At 41.9% G+C, this 19,429-nt stretch carries 13 protein-coding genes, 1 tRNA gene and 3 rRNA genes; 5 read left to right on the top strand and 12 right to left on the bottom strand.

Annotation, left to right across the window (positions count from 1 at the left end):
• Positions 1–162 precede the first annotated feature (162 nt).
• Positions 163–834 carry a LuxR C-terminal-related transcriptional regulator gene (locus JI723_RS03250; protein ID WP_337979771.1) on the top strand — a complete coding sequence of 224 codons (672 nt, stop codon included), beginning with the start codon at positions 163–165 and terminating at the stop codon, positions 832–834.
• Positions 835–862: 28 nt separating this feature from the next.
• On the opposite strand, the gene JI723_RS03245 is transcribed toward JI723_RS03250, so the two are convergent.
• From JI723_RS03245 to JI723_RS03220, 6 genes are all read right to left on the bottom strand, one after another.
• Positions 863–1,606 carry an SDR family oxidoreductase gene (locus JI723_RS03245; RefSeq protein WP_140182518.1) on the bottom strand — a complete coding sequence of 248 codons (744 nt, stop codon included), beginning with the start codon at positions 1,604–1,606 and terminating at the stop codon, positions 863–865.
• 142 nt (positions 1,607–1,748) lie between these two features.
• Positions 1,749–3,242, bottom strand: a complete 1,494-nt coding sequence (locus tag JI723_RS03240) for an aldehyde dehydrogenase family protein (protein WP_319067070.1) — start codon at positions 3,240–3,242, stop codon at positions 1,749–1,751.
• A gap of 27 nt (positions 3,243–3,269) precedes the next feature.
• Complete coding sequence (locus JI723_RS03235) at positions 3,270–3,638, bottom strand: cupin domain-containing protein (RefSeq protein WP_070927014.1); 369 nt, start codon at positions 3,636–3,638, stop codon at positions 3,270–3,272.
• 46 nt (positions 3,639–3,684) lie between these two features.
• Complete coding sequence (locus tag JI723_RS03230) at positions 3,685–4,986, bottom strand: NAD(P)/FAD-dependent oxidoreductase (protein ID WP_140182516.1); 1,302 nt, start codon at positions 4,984–4,986, stop codon at positions 3,685–3,687.
• A gap of 220 nt (positions 4,987–5,206) precedes the next feature.
• Positions 5,207–5,977 carry a helix-turn-helix transcriptional regulator gene (locus JI723_RS03225; RefSeq protein ID WP_070927017.1) on the bottom strand — a complete coding sequence of 257 codons (771 nt, stop codon included), beginning with the start codon at positions 5,975–5,977 and terminating at the stop codon, positions 5,207–5,209.
• 230 nt (positions 5,978–6,207) lie between these two features.
• The gene (locus JI723_RS03220) at positions 6,208–7,191 is read right to left on the bottom strand and encodes a glycosyltransferase (RefSeq protein WP_070927019.1); all 984 of its coding nucleotides are present in this window, start codon (positions 7,189–7,191) and stop codon (positions 6,208–6,210) included.
• A 348-nt stretch (positions 7,192–7,539) separates the two neighbouring features.
• Here JI723_RS03220 and JI723_RS03215 point away from each other — a divergent pair, with 348 nt between their 5' ends.
• The 4 genes from JI723_RS03215 (at position 7,540) to idi (ending at position 11,566) form a co-directional block, all read left to right on the top strand.
• Positions 7,540–8,466, top strand: coding sequence for a DUF808 domain-containing protein (locus JI723_RS03215; protein WP_070927021.1), 927 nt, complete (start codon positions 7,540–7,542; stop codon positions 8,464–8,466).
• A gap of 31 nt (positions 8,467–8,497) precedes the next feature.
• Entirely contained in the window at positions 8,498–10,216 is a 1,719-nt protein-coding gene (narX, locus tag JI723_RS03210) for a nitrate/nitrite two-component system sensor histidine kinase NarX (RefSeq protein ID WP_272580454.1), read from the top strand.
• 36 nt (positions 10,217–10,252) lie between these two features.
• Entirely contained in the window at positions 10,253–10,909 is a 657-nt protein-coding gene (gene narL, locus JI723_RS03205) for a two-component system response regulator NarL (RefSeq protein ID WP_070927025.1), read from the top strand.
• Between the two features lie 141 nt (positions 10,910–11,050).
• Entirely contained in the window at positions 11,051–11,566 is a 516-nt protein-coding gene (idi, locus tag JI723_RS03200) for an isopentenyl-diphosphate Delta-isomerase (protein ID WP_272580455.1), read from the top strand.
• Between the two features lie 5 nt (positions 11,567–11,571).
• Here idi and JI723_RS03195 read toward each other — a convergent pair whose 3' ends face one another.
• The 6 genes from JI723_RS03195 to hemG all read right to left on the bottom strand — a co-directional run bounded on the left by JI723_RS03195 (position 11,572) and on the right by hemG (position 19,418).
• A complete protein-coding gene (locus JI723_RS03195; RefSeq protein WP_319067076.1) occupies positions 11,572–13,119 on the bottom strand; it encodes an HAL/PAL/TAL family ammonia-lyase in 1,548 nt (515 codons plus the stop codon).
• Positions 13,120–13,315: 196 nt separating this feature from the next.
• Positions 13,316–13,431 (bottom strand): 5S ribosomal RNA (gene rrf, locus JI723_RS03190).
• A gap of 139 nt (positions 13,432–13,570) precedes the next feature.
• Positions 13,571–16,475 (bottom strand): 23S ribosomal RNA (locus JI723_RS03185).
• Between the two features lie 242 nt (positions 16,476–16,717).
• Positions 16,718–16,793: transfer RNA gene (locus JI723_RS03180), tRNA-Glu, on the bottom strand.
• Positions 16,794–16,878: 85 nt separating this feature from the next.
• Positions 16,879–18,418: ribosomal RNA gene (locus JI723_RS03175) — 16S ribosomal RNA — on the bottom strand.
• The 16S, 23S and 5S rRNA genes sit together here with 1 tRNA gene alongside, the layout of an rRNA operon.
• A 475-nt stretch (positions 18,419–18,893) precedes the next feature.
• Entirely contained in the window at positions 18,894–19,418 is a 525-nt protein-coding gene (gene hemG, locus JI723_RS03170) for a menaquinone-dependent protoporphyrinogen IX dehydrogenase (protein ID WP_070927654.1), read from the bottom strand.
• Positions 19,419–19,429 lie beyond the last annotated feature (11 nt).

The raw sequence follows: 19,429 nt of genomic DNA, 5'->3' as shown, positions 1-19,429 counted from the left end.
TAATAAAAACACAACGAAATATACCGATAGATGCATTTAGCCTATTGGCTCCTTGCCAGTGAAGTTCAAATATTGCAACCAAGCTCACGTTATTAACATGTTTATTTTATGTTAACGAAAAATAATTGCATGATAATAATTAGGCTCTCTATGGAAGGGAATATGATGAAAACACCACCTTTGTGCTACCACCAGCGAACATTAATTAACTGTTGTTTAAACACAATCGCCCATATTATTCCTGTTTCAGCATCCGTTTACTACTTAGTGGATGATTTTTGGCAACCTGATAATCATGTTTTATATGGGATCAGCTCTAGCATGCATCAAGATTACTTACAGCACTTTTATCAATTAGATCCGCTGCATCCTGATAAATTCCGAGGCGATGACTTACGTCTAGTTAGAATGGCGCCTGATATGAAACAGCAGAGCCAAGAGTTTTATAATGATTTTATGCGTCCCAATAATATTACTGATATGGCTGAGATTTTTATTCGCCGTAAAAATAAAATCATTGCAGGTATCTCCGTACTGCGTGATAAGCCGTTTCAGCAACAAGAAGTGATGCGATTGAATGCTATTTTACCTATTGCAGAGCTAATGACCTTTGACATACTGCCTGATTCACTGGTCTCTTACACACCTAAAGAGCAAGAAATCATTCACTTAGTACGTGAGGGAGCAAGTAATAAACGTATCGCACTGCTACTTGGCGTTTCATTGTCTACCGTGAAAACGCACTTACGCAATATATTCACTAAAGCGAATGTCAGTAACCGAACCGAGCTTGTTTCATCCGGTTTTATTATTCGCCAAGAAAAGATGATGTGAGTACTCAGCGACTCACATCATTAAAATACTATAGACCGCCACCCGCATCGATAATAGCGCCAGTCACATAAGATGACGTATCACTCAGTAACCATGTGATCACATCAGCGATCTCTTCGGGCTTTCCCCCTCTTTTCATTGGCACAACCTGTGCAACGCGGTCGACACGCTCAGGCTCACCACCATCTGCATGGATCTCTGTGTAAATCACACCGGGTCGCACAGCATTGACACGAATGCCTAATTCAGCCAATTCAATTGAAAGGCCCTTTGTGATTGTATCTACTGCACCTTTGGAAGCCGCATAGTCAACATACTCCCCAGCCGATCCTGTACGCGAAGCGATAGAAGATACATTAACAATTGCCTTTCCTTGGAAGCTATCAAAGTGGCGCGCACTTTTAATAAACTCTCGACTACAAATCAGTAGCCCTGTCACATTCGTTGCTAATACCTGATTAATACGTTCTGCTGTAAGGTGTTCCGTCGTACTATGCTGAAATAAAATACCTGCATTATTCACTAAGTAATCTAAATCGCCATACTGTTCGCGAATGGTAGCAAACATCTGCGTAATTTCGCTTTCATCCGCAATATTCGCTTGGATAGCAACAGCTTTACCACCAGTCGCAGTTATCTGATTAACCACCTCATCAGCAGCAACTTTATTATTTTTATAGTTAATAATCACCTGCATTCCTAAGCCAGCAAGCTGTATTGCCGTCGCTCTGCCAATCCCTCTGCTTCCACCTGTAATTAATACATTCTTCATTAAAAACTCCTTATAAGCGATGAGCTTCCACAGTAGGCAGTTATTTATTGTTATTCAATTGTTAATTTTATTTTGAGATTAAATGTGAATAAAAAAAGCCCAGCATTTGCTGGGCAACCACTATAAAATCAATACGTTAATACTAATAACGGATCATGACTGACTTCAACTCTGTGTAATGCTCAATAAAAGCACTACCAAACTCACGCCCGATCCCAGAAGATTTGATGCCGCCAAATGGAACTGCGGGGTCAAGGAACGTATGCATATTTACCCATACTGTTCCTGCTTCAATACGAGAAATCATACGCATCGCTTTACTTAAATCATTAGTCCAAAGGCTTGCTGCAAGACCAAAAGGTGTACTGTTCATTTGCTTAATGAGCTCTTCTTCATCATCGTAACTTAAGAAGGTTCCGACGGGCCCAAATGTTTCTTCTGTCATTAATGCATCATTTGGACTGTTAGCTCGAATGATTGTAGGCGGAACGAAGTAACCAGCACCGGCGATAGGCTGACCACCATAAATAATTTCATTGCCTTCTTTACGTGCTTTATCAAATAGCCCTAAAATTTTGTCGTAATGAGCCTTATTAGCTAAAGGCCCCATCTCAGTGGTTTCATCCAATGGAGAACCAATTTTAAATGTAGAAAGACGCTGTTTCAGCTGAGCTAAAACCTCATCAATCAGCGATGATGGAATATAAAAACGCTCTGCTGCTGCACAAATTTGCCCTTGATTCAAATAGCCTGCTTCAATAATACCATCAACAATTTTTTCAACTGGCAGATCAGCTAAGAAAGCAGCACCATTTTTACCTCCCAGCTCAAGGGTTACGCGTGTTAATTTACCTTCCATCGCCGCACGGCCTACCGCAAGGCCCGTCGGTACAGAGCCTGTAAAAGTCACTTTTGAGCAAAGAGGATGACTAATTAATGCAGGGCCAACTTCACGCCCACCACCATTAATAATATTAATAACGCCATCAGGGATACCCGCTTCCTTCGCTAATTCGACAACTCTTAGCATCGTCAGCGGTGTAAATTCACTTGGTTTGAGAACAATAGTACAACCACAAGTCAGTGCTGCCGCCAACTTCCATATGGAAATCATAATCGAAAAGTTCCAAGGAATAATCCCTGCAACTACGCCAACGGGTTCACGCTGAGTGAAGGCTGAATACTGTTCACCTTTAAAAGAAGGTAGAGAAACATTCAGTGTCTCACCACTGATTTTTGTTGCCCAGCCAGCAAAATAGCGTAAAAACTGCGCAGCGGAGCCAACTTCAAGGAAACGCGATAGTTGAATAGTTTTACCTGAACACAAAGTTTCTAACTGCGCCAGTTCCTCTAAATGCTTTTCAAGCAAATCAGCTAAACGATTGAGGCAATTCCCTCTTTCCATAGGTGTAGTTTGCGTCCACGCCCCATGAAAAGCACCGTAGGCGGCTTCCATCGCTGCATCGACTTCAGCCTTCGTACCTTCTTTCACTTTAGCAATAACTTGTTCAGTGGCCGGGTTAACGACTTCAAAATAAGCCTCTCCCTTACCGGAAACAGGCTGACCGTTAATAAAATGTGCATGTTGGCGCTGTAAGAAGGCGCTGACTTCCGGCAATAAGGCTAATTGACTCATCGTTATCACTCCACTTTTAAAAGTTAATTACGCGTTTACACAAGCAAGATAATGCTTAACAAAACGCTCAGCGGTGATCTCCCACAGGACTTCAGTGCCTTTCGCAGCAAACCAAGTGTCACCTTTATGATATTCAACAGTTTGACCTGTTTTGACATCCGTTAATTTCACTGAACCTTCATGAACAGTCGCCATTTCATCGAATGGGTAAACCATTTTAAATTTGCCTTTAGTACAAGCAAAGATACCACATGTTAGGTTATCAGTTGGCTCACCGTGGATCATCGCAACACTTGCTTGCGGGTCACCCTCAACAACCACAGAACCTAAATTAGTTACACTACCAATATTGAGTAGTTCAGGAAGTGGTTTGTTTAACAGTAATGGACTAATCATGATTTTACCCTTCTATATATTATATAAATGATACAAAACTGTTGCTCTAGCGGCGCCCTTGCCAATAGCCCGAGGTTTGATGCCAAATTTTAGCCAGTGATACAATCACATTACGCATGCTATCTTTACCTGCGATATTGGCATGAGGAATCGAACTCATTAAATCATAACGGTGTGAGCCTTCTGCCATTCCTTCTGCCAATACCTTACACACAATATGGCTTGGCGTTACACCGAAACCTGAATAACCTTGTACAAAGAAGATATTGTTATGTCCCGGCAATGAACCTATTTGAGGGAACAGGTTGGCACTACATGCCATCGGACCTCCCCAAGCCAATTCAATTTTCACATCCTTCAAATAAGGGAAAATTTTCAGCATTAGGTTACGGTTCCACGCTTTTAAATCAGATGGAATGTATTCAAGAAAATGGGTTGAGCTACCGAACAATAAACGGTTTTCTTTGGTCACTCGGTAATAGTCAATAACTGGACGAATATCACTGTATGCGCCACGGATCGGACTAATACGCTCAATCATTTCGTCAGATAACTCTTCCGTCATCAGCTGATAAGCATAGGTATTAATCGTTTTTGGGTAGATGGTTGGCTCTAAGCCGTTCAAAAATGAGTCACATGCCCAGAGCATTTTTTTCGCACGAACAGAACCCATAGCTGTGCGTACCGTTACGGTATCGCCATATTCCACATTAAGAACTTGGCTATTTTCAAAAATTTTAACACCATAATCAGTGACCGCTTTTGCTTCACCTAATAACAAGTTCAGAGAATGAACATGCCCCCCTCCCATGTGTTTTATGCCACAGGTATAAGCATCTGAACCAATGATCTGTTTTAGATCAGAACCCGTATAAAACTCAATTTCTTCGTCTGGTGACACTGATTTAAAATCCGTCAACCAACCCCGCAAGGTTTTTTCTTGACGTTTATTACTCCCTAAATAGGCATAGCCATGACAAAAATCAGCATCAATATTATATTTCGCAATACGTTCACGAATAATCCCTGCGCCCATATTACTAATTTTAAATATTGTCTCTAACCCTTCTGAGCCAACGTGCTTTTTGATCACATCAAGGTCATGACCGATCCCTGCCATCACCTGCCCACCATTTCGGCCTGAACCACCATAGCCAATATGACGGCCTTCAATGATCGCAATATTTGTGATCCCTTTTTCACATAGTTCAAGCGCGGTATTCACACCGGAAAAGCCACCACCGATGATCACAACATCAACATCAAGATCTTCTTTCAGTGTAGGGAAACGAAGATCATACTTCTTGGTCGCTGCGTAATAGGTTAATGATTCAACTTGGTTATTCATATTGGATACCCTGTTAGTATCTTGTCATAACCACGATTATCTTAACCCAACATTAACATTTACATAGCCCTTTAGGGACATTTGAAACATTGATTTAACATTTGTGATGTGAGTAGAATATTTTGATATAAACAATAAATATTCAAAATACAAATAAACTCAATTTTATCAATCAATTAAAAAAATAAATAATGTTAATGATATGAATAAAAATCCATTCTTAACATAAATGATTACGGCTTGAAGTGTGACGAGCGTGACCCATTAATAAGTTAAATAATTCACCTTGAGAATTGATATCTAATTTCTGATAGATATTTTTCCGATGATTTTTCACTGTACCTAAACTAATAAATAATGATTGAGCAATCTGTGGTGAGCCTTTCCCTTCAAGGATCAATTCCACCACCTCACACTCTCTTGGCGTCAGACCAAATCGTGTTTGCATGTCTGCCAACCGGTAATGGCTAGAGACTTCACTCGGGGAAATTTCTTTGTGCAGTTTCGCCATACTGCGAATAATTTCAAAAGCTTCTTTTAATGGAGCCTGCGTTCTTTTCTCTGATAGAAATGGCTCGTCTTCATTACCAAAAAAGATCCCTAACTGCCTATCACTGGTAATTTCTAGCAAGAGTGCTGCCTCATCACACCAACCTGTTTTGCGATAAAAATTGAGATAATAATCAGTATGATAAAAACCTTTAGGCGCAAGCTCTCTTAATGTTAATACCTGCGAACCCGTTCCCTTTTGCAATGCCTGATAAAACGGATCCATTAAATAAGCGCCACGCTGATAAATACGATTTACACTATCACTATTGCGTTTTTCAACTTTAGATAAGAAGCGTGGGGGGGCATTTTTTTCAAAGGAATAAACAATCGCGTTATCAAACACAATAAAAGAAGATAACCACGTCAACAAATTAGGATAAAACTGGTTAGTCGCAACAGAATCAATCACATCAGGTAGTTTATCCAGATAGTTTTCCATTCTGCCTCCAATATTATCAACTTATTAATAAACCCAATTTTGCTGTACCAGAGAATCACCTGCCAAATACTTATAAAGACCACATTATCTCATGCAACTCAAATCAATTGTTATTAATATGTTAATTAAATCACATTATCGTCCGAAAGTATTAATAATATGTTAATAGAGACTAAATAAAAGCACATTAAAAAAGGGAGCTTATTAACACATAAACTCCCTTAAATGACTTACTTAGCAGCCGCTTTTAGCTTTGTATAGCGGCGGATCAAACGCCATTTTAATTTGATGGTTGTTGCGTGAGACCAAACAACATCCCAATAGCCACTTTCAATAAATTTCTGAGCCATCTCACGCTGAATTTCAGGCGACTTAATTGCAAGTATGGCTTGAATGACCCCCAACCCTTCTTTACCCACTTGCCACAAACAAGCAGGCGCTTGCTTAACTTGCTCCGGGTAACGTTTGTAAATCGCCAATAACATATCAATAATCTTCAAATACGTATTGATCTTACGTACTGAACGCTCATCACCTTGTAATGAGTGAGAAACCGACTGGTTATGGATCAAATAATCGTAATACTGTTCATTGATAAACTGTACTTTCTTTGCCACCAGTAATAGCTCTGTTGTCCAAGGGATATCCTGATGATGCAGCTTTGGTTCAAATGAAAAATTATGCTGACGGATCAATTCTAAACGATAGAGATTTAACCAAGTGACATGCAAAAATTTGCGTGAACTTAACCCCATTTCTAACCACTCAGGACCACTAATCACACCAGTTGAAGGCACTTTATTCGGTGGAAAAATAGCTTTTGGGGCATCACCATTGGTATAAATATAAGTTCCATTACAGGTAGCCACATCTAAGTCACCTGCTAGTGCAATTTCCAATAAGCGGCCATACATTTTAGGGCTGATTTCATCATCAATATCAGGAAAAGTAATATATTGACCTGTGGCTTGCGCCATCCCTGTATTACGAGCCACTGAAACGCCCTGATTTTCCTGTGTTAGTAATTTAAAATGGCTAAATTTGTCTTGGTATTGACGGATGACCTCTTCACTATTGTCTTTAGAGCCATCGTTGACCACGATAAGCTCCCAGTGGCTGAGGTTTTGTGCTAATAAGCTATCAAAAAAATGAGGAAGAAATTTTTCACCATTATAAACGGCAACCACAATACTCAAAACAGGATGGGAAGACATGTATTAACCTTATAAAATCCTATATTAACCAGCCACTTAGGCTAGCCACTTGATACTCTACATATTTCATACAGCGACTTAATCATATTTGAAATCATTGAGAGTATATTAATTATCTTTTTGAAATTACCGACCAAACAATTTCATCTCAAGGTAAAATTAAATTATTAGAGAAAAAATAAATACTTTGGTTCCATTATCACAGATCAATATTCACACTTTATTACACCATAAGTGTAATTTTTACTTAAATCAGACTTATTCCCTCTTTTACCAATGAGCTAATTATCGCAATATCGACCTAACAAACATTAAATGTACGTTAACTCAGATAATAAGGGAAAAACTGTGGCCGGAACAAGCTTACTCGCTTTACTTGATGATATCGCCGCCGTATTGGATGACATATCGGTTATGACCAAAATGGCCGCGAAAAAAACCTCTGGGGTACTTGGCGATGACCTAGCGCTAAACGCACAACAAGTCACTGGTGTCAGAGCAGAACGAGAAATCCCTGTCGTATGGGCGGTCGCTAAAGGCTCGTTTATCAACAAATTGATATTAGTACCACTTGCACTATTGATTAGCGCTTTTATCCCTTGGGCAGTAACACCACTATTGATGATTGGCGGCGCTTACCTTTGCTTTGAAGGTGCTGAAAAATTGATGCATAAATACCTTCATGCCCCCCAAGAACATAGCGAAAAGAAAGAACAAGAAGCCACCATGTCACCGGAAGAAATAGCCTCTTTCGAAAAAAATAAAATCAAAGGAGCCATACGAACTGACTTTGTACTATCTGCCGAAATCATTGCTATCACACTAGGTATTGTTTCTTCTACAACACTAATTAACCAGCTAGCAATTCTTTCTATCATAGCCATAGTGATGACTGTTGGGGTGTATGGAATTGTGGCAGGGATCGTTAAAATCGATGATCTTGGCTTTTATTTACAGAAAAAAACCTCAAAATTCCTCAGTAAATTAGGCAAAAGCTTAATTTATGCGACACCGTACTTAATGAAAACATTATCAGTAGTTGGAACTGCTGCGATGTTTATGGTTGGGGGTGGTATACTAACTCACGGTATTACATTCATCTATCAGTGGATTGAAGAAATTGCCTTAGCCGCATTACTAACCCCAGCTATCGGCTCGATTATGCACCTCGTTATACCTTCAATCGCTAACCTTATTTTTGGACTTATTTTTGGTATTGTACTGGTACTATTGATAACGCTAATAAAACAAATTAAATCACGTTTAACAACTTGAAGTATGGCGAGTATTTGGGAAGGAACTGGGTATGCCGACATTCCATCGTCGATTTTCTATAATTAGTCAAATCATTGGATTAATGTTACTTATTGCAGTGCTTGGTATCATTGGAATGACGATTTCAAATCGCATCATCATTGGTGTACAAGGTAATGCTCATGCCATTAATAAGTCAGGCTCCCTTCGCATGCAAAGCTATCGGCTACTCTCTTTAGTACCTTTAAATGACGATTCAAAGCAATATCTTTCAGAGCTCGAGAGCGACTTATCGAGCCCTGAATTAACGCAAGTTGCTAAAGCTGAGGCGCTCACCACCAAACTAGGTGAACTAGATGATTTTTGGCAGACCACCTTGCGTCCCTCATTACTAAATGCAAATACATCTAATGACGCTCGTTATGAAGTTATCGCCTTCGTTAATAAACTTGATGAGCTTGTTCATGATATTGATGAAAAAACTGAACGAAAAATTGCTTATGTCGCAATGACACAAATGATTTTTATTGTTTTAGTATTTCTATTATTAATGGCTACCATTTGGCATCTGCGACGTAAAATTTATTACCCATGGATGAAGTTACTCTCAATGGTTCATGCCATCGGCCAAAAAGATTTTAGTCAACGCTATCCAAGTAATAATCAACAAGATGAATTGAATGCTCTTGGTTTAACCTTAAACCAAATGTCCGATGAGCTAGCGCAAAGCTATCACCGACTAGAATCAAGGGTTGCCGAAAAAACAGCAGACCTACGTAATAAGAACCGAGTGCTTTCCTATCTATATCAGTCAAACCAAACTCTGCACTCTACTGAACCACTAGATTTAAGATTACAAAAAGTACTTAATGAACTGCAAAGCATTACACGACTAACAAGTGTCAATTTAAAACTCTATGAAGACAGTAATGAAGAATATTTTCATGAAATTCATAGCATAACTGAAATTTGTGAGGAACCAATAACTTCACTGTCGTGGGAACTTTCTGACAATATTCACCGATACGGTGTCATTATTGGTGAGATGAGAGAAGATCAACAATTATCTGAAGAAGAAAATAACCTAGTATTGATGTTAGCGAAGCAAATATCAGGAATGCTCGCAATGGAGTACCAAATAGAGCAACAGCAGCAGCTCCTGATTATGGATGAGCGCTCAGCTATCGCTAGAGAGCTACATGATTCTATCGCTCAATCACTCTCTTGCCTAAAAATGCAGATCAGCTACTTGCAAATGCAGCCTCAGCCATTACCTGAAAAACATCAGCAACTACTAGGGGAAATGCGAGGGGAAATTAATACAGCATACAGCCAACTCAGAGAGCTACTAACAACCTTCAGATTAAAATTAACCGAACCAGGGCTACTTCCATCACTAAAAAGTACTATCGATGAGTTTAGTCAAAAAATGGGCTTCGAAATTTTATTACACTACCATCTACCCGCGAAAAGTATTTCACCACATCAATCCATTCATATTTTACAGATTATCAGAGAGGCGCTTAGCAATATATTAAAACATGCGCATGCAAATTGGGCACAAGTCACTCTCCAACAAAATTCCAACACCGTAACAATAATTATTGAAGATAATGGTGAAGGAATAGGCTCTACACCTGAAAAACAAAACCATTATGGGTTAATTATAATGAGGGAAAGAGCACTTAGCTTAAATGGTGAGTGCAATATTATTCCAAGAGAGCAAGGTGGAACAAAGGTTGAAGTTACGTTCTCCTTAGCTATAACTTAATGTATAGATTCATTATTTTTTAGAGCAGAGTAATTCATGGAAAATACAAATATAACAAATGAAAAATCAACAATTTTACTGATTGATGACCATCCAATGCTAAGAAATGGTGTTAAACAACTGATTAGCCTTGAACCATCATTACTCGTCATTGGTGAAGCAGGAGATGGCGCGGCAGGTATCAAGATCGCAGAAGAACAGGATCCAGATCTTATCCTTCTAGATCTAAATATGCCCGGTATGAATGGTTTTGAAACTTTAGACGAACTAAGAAAGCGCGAGCTATCAGGCCGCATTATACTTTTCACTGTCTCTAATTACGGTGAAGATCTTGTCAATGCACTTAAACGTGGCGCTGATGGCTATTTATTGAAAGATATGGAACCAGAGGAGCTTATTACTGCGCTTAAAGAAGCTGCTAGCGGTAAAATGGTAGTAAGTCCTGCTTTAACCTCAGTGCTTGCTGAATCACTAAAAGCGACACGACCACAGACAGGCAATAACCTACTGTCTTTAACGCCAAGAGAAGCTGATATTTTAGAACTCATCTCCCAAGGGCTTGCAAACAAAATGATCGCTCGAAAATTGGATATTGCGGAAAGTACAGTCAAAGTCCATGTGAAGCATTTATTGAAGAAATTGAATCTTAAATCACGAGTTGAAGCAGCGGTATGGGTACTTCAGCAAAAATAACAATTGGCTAACTCACAGCTATCATTTTGAATAGCTGTGAGTAATTACATTACTCAATTATAAAGCTCAAACCTACAAGTAATTCGAATAAAACTGTAATATGATCCCACAAATTAGATAGATGATGAAAGATAAGACCCCATGGAACAAGATATTATTTTAGTTGATGAGTTGGATACACCTGTAGGTATCATGCCGAAACTCTTAGCACACCAGCTTGGTAAGCTACACCGCGCTTTCTCAGTGTTTATTTTTAATAGCAAAGGTGAATTACTGATCCAACAACGCGCAGCTCATAAATATCACTCAGCTGGACAATGGGCTAATAGCTGTTGTAGTCACCCTGCCCCAAATGAAGATACCATGGTTGCAGCTAAGCGTAGGCTGATGGAAGAGCTGGGCTTCACTACCCAACTTTCACATGTTGGTCATTTTCTTTATCATGCTCAAGTCAACGGCGGCTTAACTGAGCATGAATACGATCATCTATTCATCGGTAACTATGACGGTACCATTATACCAAATCCCGATGAAGTATCTGCGATCCGTTGGCTGCATCCTTCAGCTTTACAGAAAGAGATAAAACAAAATCCCGAACAATTTACACCTTGGTTTAAATTAATTATCAATAAATATCCACAACTCAAATTTAATTGATTTTTTTAGTGGCAATTTCTATCCCAATTAGTAATTAATTGGTTAATTACTGATAAATCTGTTGATAAGCTTCTATCCGCCTCAATAAATCCAACCTTATCTCTAATCCTAGAATAAAGATTTAAAGCAGAGGATGACAGCCTTAACATTTTATTTTTTTGAACTCTAAGATCAATCGCTTGAGCTGCATAAAGCAACAAAATAGATAATAAATCAAAACTATATAAAATTTGTGCTAATAATCTATCCGCCGATAAAGGCGCATTAGTTGCGATATCCTCAACACCACCAGAAACCGGTAAATAATCTAAGGAAACTGGATAGGCTAATAGTTTAATTTGTGTTCCAAGTGAGACTGCGGTTTTTTCTAATGCTGCAAGACCATGTACTGTTTTATCTGCCCAGAGATAGCGACTTAAATGTGTGAGACTAGGATCACTAAATTTGATAATTTGCTGAACTTGAGATAATCCGTTATGCGCCAATGCGAGTTGTAGATTTTCAAGCGCTAAAACCCAAGGTAACGTTTCGAAATTTGCACTAGGAACAACGCTATCACTATAATCAGCTTCATCTATATTATCGAGCAAAACACATGGGTTATCATCTGAGCTATTTAATTGAATATATAGCTGAGAATAAGCTTCATCATAGTATTTACGTAAAGCAGCCAGTATATAAACACCACAACGAAAACTTAAGGGATCTTGTAATTCACGGGAAGGATCTGATAACTCAAGTGATGAACCAGATGTAAGCTGACGCAATTTATCCCCCATAGCATTAACTTCATCATATGGTCGTACAGATAACACTAATTCATTAAATGGTGAGAGATTTCCATTCAATGACTGTAAGGTGAGGCTATAGGCTATTTCATTAATATCTAAATAACGTGCCATTTTTGCAAGCGCAAGAGAAGCTATCGCAGCTGAGTAAGCGTTCGAAGACAGAATGGATAAAGCATCTTTTGCCCACGGTTTAATGAGCGGCACTTTTGCATCACTTAATGCATCTATCGCAATACATTGCTTCCCTTTATAAATAACATTTCCTTCGCCGATCATTGCTAAACCAACATGACTAATAATAGTAATATCAGCCTCACCAACTGATCCAACAACTGGAATTACAGGGATTATATCTAAATTCAAAAATGCAATGTAACTGTTGATTATAGCTGGTTGGATACCACTATGAGCAGATAATAGATTATTTAATCGAATTGCAATTAAAGCTCGAACAATATTTTTTTCTATACTAGCACCAACACCAACTGAATGGGCGCGTAATAAATTAATATTAAACTGTACTGATTTTTCTATGACTTCATTGGTTAATTTACCATTAAGGTCAATCCACTCTTGGTCCTTATTTAATCCAACCCCAACAGTAAGACCATATATTTTTATACCTTGCAATGCAGCTTTAATGAGTATGCTATGAGCTAATTTAACTTTTTCCATAGCGAAAGGATCAACACAAACTTTCTCGCCATTAGCTATTGATTCAACAATCGAAGGAGTTAATGAATTTCCATTGAGCTTTATCATAAATATTCTTTTAATGAATGAGAGTAATATACAATTACCTCAAAAATAAATATTTATATATTCCAATTAAAATCAGCTGACTCAATCTTTATATCTTAACTAAAATAAATTAGCTGAATAATTAGCTGCATAAAGTATAAATTATCATCCAAAAGCAAAAAAGCCACCCATTGGGTGGCTTCTTCACTAATTTAATGTCTGGCAGTTCCCTACTCTCACATGGGGAGACCCCACACTACCATCGGCGCTACGGCGTTTCACTGCTGAGTTCGGCATGGGGTCAGGTGGGACCACCGCGCTATTGCCGCCAGACAAATTCTGTTTCGTTCCCGTTTGCAGTTATCTCAACGCAAACCAGAACCTCAATCTCAAACAAGCTGCGTGTCCCTCACCTTTCGGCTTCTCACTACGCAAAAACAACTCAATCTCTCTAAAACACCTTCGGTGTTGTCAGGTTAAGCCTCACGGTTCATTAGTACTGGTTAGCTCAACGTATCGCTACGCTTACACACCCAGCCTATCAACGTCTTAGTCTTAAACGTTCCTTTAGGACCCTTAAAGAGTCAGGGAAGACTCATCTCAAGGCAAGTTTCCCGCTTAGATGCTTTCAGCGGTTATCTCTTCCGCACTTAGCTACCGGGCAATGCCATTGGCATGACAACCCGAACACCAGTGGTGCGTCCACTCCGGTCCTCTCGTACTAGGAGCAGCCCCTTTCAATCTTCCAACGCCCACGGCAGATAGGGACCGAACTGTCTCACGACGTTCTAAACCCAGCTCGCGTACCACTTTAAATGGCGAACAGCCATACCCTTGGGACCTACTTCAGCCCCAGGATGTGATGAGCCGACATCGAGGTGCCAAACACCGCCGTCGATATGAACTCTTGGGCGGTATCAGCCTGTTATCCCCGGAGTACCTTTTATCCGTTGAGCGATGGCCCTTCCATTCAGAACCACCGGATCACTAAGACCTACTTTCGTACCTGCTCGAGCCGTCACTCTCGCAGTCAAGCTGGCTTATGCCTTTGCACTAACCGCATGATGTCCGACCATGCTTAGCCAACCTTCGTGCTCCTCCGTTACTCTTTGGGAGGAGACCGCCCCAGTCAAACTACCCACCAGACACTGTCCGCACCCCGGATTACGGGGCAACGTTAGAACATCAAACATTAAAGGGTGGTATTTCAAGGTTGGCTCCATGCAGACTGGCGTCCACACTTCAAAGCCTCCCACCTATCCTACACATCAAGGCTCAATGTTCAGTGTCAAGCTATAGTAAAGGTTCACGGGGTCTTTCCGTCTTGCCGCGGGTACACTGCATCTTCACAGCGAGTTCAATTTCACTGAGTCTCGGGTGGAGACAGCCTGGCCATCATTACGCCATTCGTGCAGGTCGGAACTTACCCGACAAGGAATTTCGCTACCTTAGGACCGTTATAGTTACGGCCGCCGTTTACTGGGGCTTCGATCAAGAGCTTCTCCTTACGGATAACCCCATCAATTAACCTTCCAGCACCGGGCAGGCGTCACACCGTATACGTCCACTTTCGTGTTTGCACAGTGCTGTGTTTTTAATAAACAGTTGCAGCCAGCTGGTATCTGCGACTGGCTTCAGCTCCATGGGTAAACCACTTCACCTAGCGCCAGCGTGCCTTCTCCCGAAGTTACGGCACCATTTTGCCTAGTTCCTTCACCCGAGTTCTCTCAAGCGCCTGAGTATTCTCTACCTGACCACCTGTGTCGGTTTGGGGTACGATTAATGATAATCTAGAGCTTAGAGGCTTTTCCTGGAAGCGGGGCATGAGCTACTTCATCACCGTAGTGACTCGTCATCAGACCTCAGCATGTAGTGAACCGGATTTGCCTAATTCACCTGCCTACATCCTTAAACCGGGACAACCGTCGCCCGGATAGCCTAGCCTTCTCCGTCCCCCCATCGCAATTATCACCAGTACAGGAATATTAACCTGTTTCCCATCGACTACGCATTTCTGCCTCGCCTTAGGGGTCGACTCACCCTGCCCCGATTAACGTTGGACAGGAACCCTTGGTCTTCCGGCGTGCGGGTTTTTCACCCGCATTATCGTTACTTATGTCAGCATTCGCACTTCTGATACCTCCAGCATGCCTCACAGCACACCTTCGCAGGCTTACAGAACGCTCCCCTACCCAACAACATCTAAATGTCGCTGCCGCAGCTTCGGTGCATGGTTTAGCCCCGTTACATCTTCCGCGCAGGCCGACTCGACCAGTGAGCTATTACGCTTTCTTTAAATGATGGCTGCTTCTAAGCCAACATCCTGGCTGTCTGAGCCTTCCCACTTCGTTTCCCACTTAACCATGACTTTGGGACCTTAGCTGGCGGTCTGGGTTGTTTCCCTCTTCACGACGAACGTTAGCACCCGCCGTGTGTCTCCCGTGATAACATTCTTCGGTATTCGTAGTTTGCATCGAGTTGGTAAGTCGGGATGACCCCCTAGTCGAAACAGTGCTCTACCCCCGAAGATGAGTTCACGAGGCGCTACCTAAATAGCTTTCGGGGAGAACCAGCTATCTCCCGGTTTGATTGGCCTTTCACCCCCAGCCACAAGTCATCCGCTAATTTTTCAACATTAGTCGGTTCGGTCCTCCAGTTAGTGTTACCCAACCTTCAACCTGCCCATGGCTAGATCACCGGGTTTCGGGTCTATACCCTGCAACTCATTCGCCCAGTTAAGACTCGGTTTCCCTACGGCTCCCCTATACGGTTAACCTTGCTACAGAATATAAGTCGCTGACCCATTATACAAAAGGTACGCAGTCACACCCGAAGGTGCTCCCACTGCTTGTACGTACACGGTTTCAGGTTCTATTTCACTCCCCTCGCCGGGGTTCTTTTCGCCTTTCCCTCACGGTACTGGTTCACTATCGGTCAATCAGGAGTATTTAGCCTTGGAGGATGGTCCCCCCATATTCAGACAGGATAACACGTGTCCCGCCCTACTCGTCGAGTTCACAACACCAACACCTTCGGATACGGGGCTATCACCCTTTACTGCCGGACTTTCCAGACCGTTCTCCTGATGCTGATGCTGATTAAGACTCTGGGCTGCTCCCCGTTCGCTCGCCGCTACTAGGGGAATCTCGGTTGATTTCTTTTCCTCGGGGTACTGAGATGTTTCAGTTCCCCCGGTTCGCTTCGTTTGACTATGTATTCATCAAACGATAGTGCAACGGATTGCACTGGGTTTCCCCATTCGGAAATCGTCGGGTATAACGGTTCATATCACCTTACCGACGCTTATCGCAGATTAGCACGTCCTTCATCGCCTCTGATTGCCTAGGCATCCACCGTGTACGCTTAGTCGCTTAACCTCACAACCCGAAGGTGTCTTTTCTGTCAGTCGACACGAAACCCGACGGTTTCTGCCTGTTGACGACATCTTCAAGTTGAGATTTTTGAGAGACTCTCACATTGTTTAAGCGATAAACAATGTGCGTTGTTTTCAATTTTCAGCTTGTTCCAGATTGTTAAAGAGCATAATTGTTAAACCCACTACACTGTAATGGGCTTAATCATTATTGGGGTATCGCCTTTCACTCGATGACCGGCGCATTGGCGTCCCCTAGGGGATTCGAACCCCTGTTACCGCCGTGAAAGGGCGGTGTCCTAGGCCTCTAGACGAAGGGGACATCAGTCTCTGCTTCGCAGACGCGCTTGCTGCTCTACTTTCTATCAGACAATCTGTGTGAGCACTTCACAAAAACACTTCAATGGTAAGGAGGTGATCCAACCGCAGGTTCCCCTACGGTTACCTTGTTACGACTTCACCCCAGTCATGAATCACAAAGTGGTAAGCGCCCTCCCGAAGGTTAAGCTACCTACTTCTTTTGCAACCCACTCCCATGGTGTGACGGGCGGTGTGTACAAGGCCCGGGAACGTATTCACCGTAGCATTCTGATCTACGATTACTAGCGATTCCGACTTCATGGAGTCGAGTTGCAGACTCCAATCCGGACTACGACGTACTTTATGAGTTCCGCTTGCTCTCGCGAGGTCGCTTCTCTTTGTATACGCCATTGTAGCACGTGTGTAGCCCTACTCGTAAGGGCCATGATGACTTGACGTCATCCCCACCTTCCTCCGGTTTATCACCGGCAGTCTCCTTTGAGTTCCCGACCGAATCGCTGGCAACAAAGGATAAGGGTTGCGCTCGTTGCGGGACTTAACCCAACATTTCACAACACGAGCTGACGACAGCCATGCAGCACCTGTCTCAGAGTTCCCGAAGGCACCAAAGCATCTCTGCTAAGTTCTCTGGATGTCAAGAGTAGGTAAGGTTCTTCGCGTTGCATCGAATTAAACCACATGCTCCACCGCTTGTGCGGGCCCCCGTCAATTCATTTGAGTTTTAACCTTGCGGCCGTACTCCCCAGGCGGTCGATTTAACGCGTTAGCTCCGGAAGCCACACCTCAAGGGCACAACCTCCAAATCGACATCGTTTACAGCGTGGACTACCAGGGTATCTAATCCTGTTTGCTCCCCACGCTTTCGCACCTGAGCGTCAGTCTTTGTCCAGGGGGCCGCCTTCGCCACCGGTATTCCTCCACATCTCTACGCATTTCACCGCTACACATGGAATTCTACCCCCCTCTACAAGACTCTAGCTGACCAGTCTTAGATGCCATTCCCAGGTTAAGCCCGGGGATTTCACATCTAACTTAATCAACCGCCTGCGTGCGCTTTACGCCCAGTAATTCCGATTAACGCTTGCACCCTCCGTATTACCGCGGCTGCTGGCACGGAGTTAGCCGGTGCTTCTTCTGTCGGTAACGTCAATCGTTGATGATATTAGCATCAACGCCTTCCTCCCGACTGAAAGTACTTTACAACCCTAGGGCCTTCTTCATACACGCGGCATGGCTGCATCAGGCTTGCGCCCATTGTGCAATATTCCCCACTGCTGCCTCCCGTAGGAGTCTGGGCCGTGTCTCAGTCCCAGTGTGGCTGATCATCCTCTCAGACCAGCTAGGGATCGTCGCCTAGGTGAGCCATTACCCCACCTACTAGCTAATCCCATATGGGTTCATCCGATAGCGCAAGGACCGAAGTTCCCCTGCTTTGCTCCTAAGAGATTATGCGGTATTAGCCACCGTTTCCAGTAGTTATCCCCCTCTATCGGGCAGATCCCCATACATTACTCACCCGTCCGCCGCTCGTCAGCGAGAAGCAAGCTTCCCCTGTTACCGCTCGACTTGCATGTGTTAGGCCTGCCGCCAGCGTTCAATCTGAGCCATGATCAAACTCTTCAATTAAAAGTGTTTGATGCTCAAAGAATGTTTTACTGTCGCCTGATTTCCGAAGAAACCAGATTACCTATTAGTTCATATGTATATGAATTAACGTGTTAGTCACTCTTCAAGACTTTAAAATCAAATATTTTTTTGATAGTGTCTTGTGAGTGCCCACACAGATTGTCTGATAAATTGTTAAAGAGCGTTGCGACTTTATCTTTCGATATTAACCGTTTAGGTTGTTGTCGCGAGGTGTCGTATACTACGTTTTTCTATCAGAAAGTCAAGTAATTATTTTTAACTTTTTCTTTCTTTTTCACCTCTGTCATCACTAGGTTTCTTTTCTAACCTTACCACCGGAGCGGTTTGTCGTGACAACGGATGCGCATTATAGGGAGTCGAAAAAATCTATCAAGTGTTTTTTTAACTTTTTATCTTAACTGCTGAAACATTAAACAAATCGATTAAATACACTTCTTATCGTTGAAAATTAATACTACAAATCCTCAAACTCTCTAGCAAACAAACTCACTTTATCCCAGTCTGTGTACTCAATCTCTGTTTTTGGATCTGTAGGCCCATCCGTCATCTTCATAATAAAGCGGATCATTGTCTTATCAAACCACCCATATTGTGGATACATCAGTGCCCCAGCAAAAACCGACTTCAAATTTGGTTGCCAAGGACTTTTTTCTAGAAACTTACGTGTGTATGCGTTTGTTTCAGGAGTGTTTTTACCTTCTTTTCTAGCCGTTAAATTAACAGCAAAGAAAGCCGTCTTCATTGAATTCAACTGATTTTGGTGTGTCGTAACAAACCGTAAGAGGGCTTTATTAAAATGGCCATAGCGTATGGATGCTCCAACCAATATCTTCTCATAAGCAATAACATTAATATTCTTTTCGTTATTTAAATCACGGATATCACACTGGCGACCCAAGCTGCGTAGCTGCTCCGCAATTTTTAATATAATTTTCTTAGTTTGCCCATCCGTGCTTGAATGCAGAAGTAAATAACTCATTTTTAATCCTA

It is taken from the genome of Providencia manganoxydans (genome assembly GCF_016618195.1).
Taxonomy (GTDB): Bacteria; Pseudomonadota; Gammaproteobacteria; order Enterobacterales; family Enterobacteriaceae; genus Providencia; species Providencia manganoxydans.
This window is presented reverse-complemented; position numbering and strand designations above follow the sequence as displayed.